Source organism: Endozoicomonas sp. (assembly GCF_051008435.1).
Lineage (GTDB): Bacteria > Pseudomonadota > Gammaproteobacteria > Pseudomonadales > Endozoicomonadaceae > Endozoicomonas_A.
The window spans coordinates 1-2,319 of the sequence record NZ_JBPCXO010000026.1; the positions used below are offsets into that span (position 1 = coordinate 1).

1 protein-coding gene and 1 pseudogene are annotated in these 2,319 nt (G+C 47.2%); both read left to right on the plus strand.

Annotated features, from left to right (window positions below; genetic code table 11):
- Positions 1-797 (plus strand): annotated as a pseudogene (locus tag ACR2PX_RS01220) (IS91 family transposase); the annotation flags it as partial.
- A 269-nt stretch (positions 798-1,066) separates the two neighbouring features.
- Positions 1,067-2,197 carry a hypothetical protein gene (locus ACR2PX_RS01225; RefSeq protein ID WP_433997541.1) on the plus strand — a complete coding sequence of 377 codons (1,131 nt, stop codon included), beginning with the start codon at positions 1,067-1,069 and terminating at the stop codon, positions 2,195-2,197.
- The last annotated feature ends 122 nt before the right edge of the window (positions 2,198-2,319 follow it).

A 2,319-nucleotide genomic window follows, 5' to 3' on the forward strand; every position in this document is an offset into this window, starting at 1 on the left:
GCATCTTCACTGCCCTGCACACCTTCGGTCGAGACCTGAAGTGGAATGTGCACGTACACCTCTCTGTCACTGTGGGCGGATTGGCAAACGATAATACGGCCTGGAAGCCGCTCTACTATTGCAAAAAGGCACTCATGCCCATGTGGCGCTACGAGATTATCAGTCTGTTCCGGGAAACATACAGTCGGGGAGAACTGAAACTACCGAAAGACCTGCAAGCCAACGACCCCAACAAAACGGCGTTCAATCGCTGGCTCAACACCCACTACCAGAAGTCGTGGATCATCCACTTCGCCAAACCCAGCAAGAACCACCATCGCAACATCAAATACCTGGAAATACCTGGGGCGCTATCTAAAGCGCCCTCCACTGTCCATGAGCCGCCTGAGACACTACGACGGCAAGGAGGTGATCTTCAGCTACCTGAACCACGCTACCAAGGAATATTTGCGCTTCACCAGTAAGGTGGAGGACTTCATCAAACGTCTGGTACAGCACATCCCGGACAAGGGCTTCCGCATGATCCGATATTACGGGTTTCTGGCAACCAGGGTACGATCAAAGCTGTTACCCAAGGTTTACGACCTGCTGGACCAGCCAGAAAGAAAAGCCATTCCCATCCGCTTCCCGGCATTGATGAAGAACAGCTTTGGCGTTGACCCGCTGGAATGTATCCTGTGCAAATCCAGGATGGTTCTGACCGGGATAGTACCGGGATAGTACCGGGGAAAACACTGGCAGAACTTCACCTGTGTCATGAAAGGCTTGCCCTCGGGAGACCTGTTGCTCTGGTATAGCAGGATTAGTCTACCTGAAGCACACATAGCCAGTTTATTACTCTGCCTTATGTAATTATTTGGGTGTATTTCCTGTAAAACTAATGTTTTTAGAATCAGGGAAAACAGCCTGACCGCTTCTCAGAAAAATCCGTCAAAACTATACGTCGGAAGGTTTTCTATCTGTGCTTTGAAATTCCTATACATTTAACCAGCCAGTCAGAAAATAACCCTTGCTAATTTTTGAGCCAGAGACTACATAAGACAGGTCTCGTTTTAGGATCCAAGTCATGCAAAAAATTTTAGGATTTTGTCTGAGCACAGTGGCCACGCTGGCTTTGGCTGACAGTACATTGACTCCATCATTCCAACCTTCGAACCTTGAGATAAAATCAGAGGGTCGCCTTTCAGACATTCAAATTGAACACCACCTGCTTGTTGATCGTGACCAGTTTAAAAAAGCACAGGAGACTTTTAATAGTAGTGGAACATGGTCCGGATCTAGGGATGGTTGGCTTCCGGTCGATCAAATGACATTACAATTGCAAGGTAAGGGCAGTACTTACATCTTATGTACCAGAGTCCCGATCAATCATTTAAGAGCCACCCAGACCCTCCAAACAGCAGAAGGGCTTGAGTATCATTACACTTTTAAAGGTGTAGAGAAATTAGTCACCTGGAAGTTCTGGGTCGACGTAGAACAAACTCTGGCCCACTGCAGTTCCTATGAAATAAATGGCCAAAAGACAAGCTACCTACAACTCCTCAATCAACCACCCGACACCCCTTCCTCAGACACTCTGTATAGTCTGAATATTCACTATGGTCAGCCTATTACAGAAGCAACTGCTGCTCTCACCAACGCAGTTCTACCGGGAATGCTTCAATGTGCAGGAGGTCGATCAAAAGGTGGTCAACAACAAGGCGGACAACAACAAGGCGGACAACAACAAGGCGGACAGTCTTCTGGTGGAGGGTTCTGGAAATGGCTGTGCTGCTGGAGCTGTTCATCAGGGGAAACGACAACCCCGGACAAGGCAGGTCAAACATTTGGTGGAGGACAAGAACCACCTCCTCCACCATCACAAGGTGATACTGAAAAAGAGCCGACATCTGTGCCAGATTTTGATAAAAACTCCGAAAAAGGGAAACTGAAGGTATTGCTGAAAAACTTGCAAGGCCAATCTTTACAGATCGAGCAGATAGCTCAGTCAACCATGTTCAGTGGAAACGCCGCACAATGGGTGATCCATAACCTAGATGTTGTTACAACTATGGGCCCGGTGGATGGAACTTTCACCGCTATCTCTCACCTAGCCAGTCACTCTGACGACATGATTGATTTTCTAAGCTACATAACAGACGAAGATGCAAAGACAATCAGAAATGAATTTCTCCCACAGCTACCAAGAGATGACTAGTACAGAAAAACAATTTACTTGTCCTGTAGCAATGCCGGAATTCTCCATTCTGGCATTCTCCCCTGACATCGTTCAGGATTTCATTTATGCCAGCCCGCTATCGCATTCTTTTATCGTCTGAT

Coding starts and splice junctions, on each gene's coding strand:
- ACR2PX_RS01225 (WP_433997541.1), top strand. CDS start 1,067: ATGCAAAAAATTTTAGGATTTTGTCTGAGCACAGTGGCCACGCTGGCT.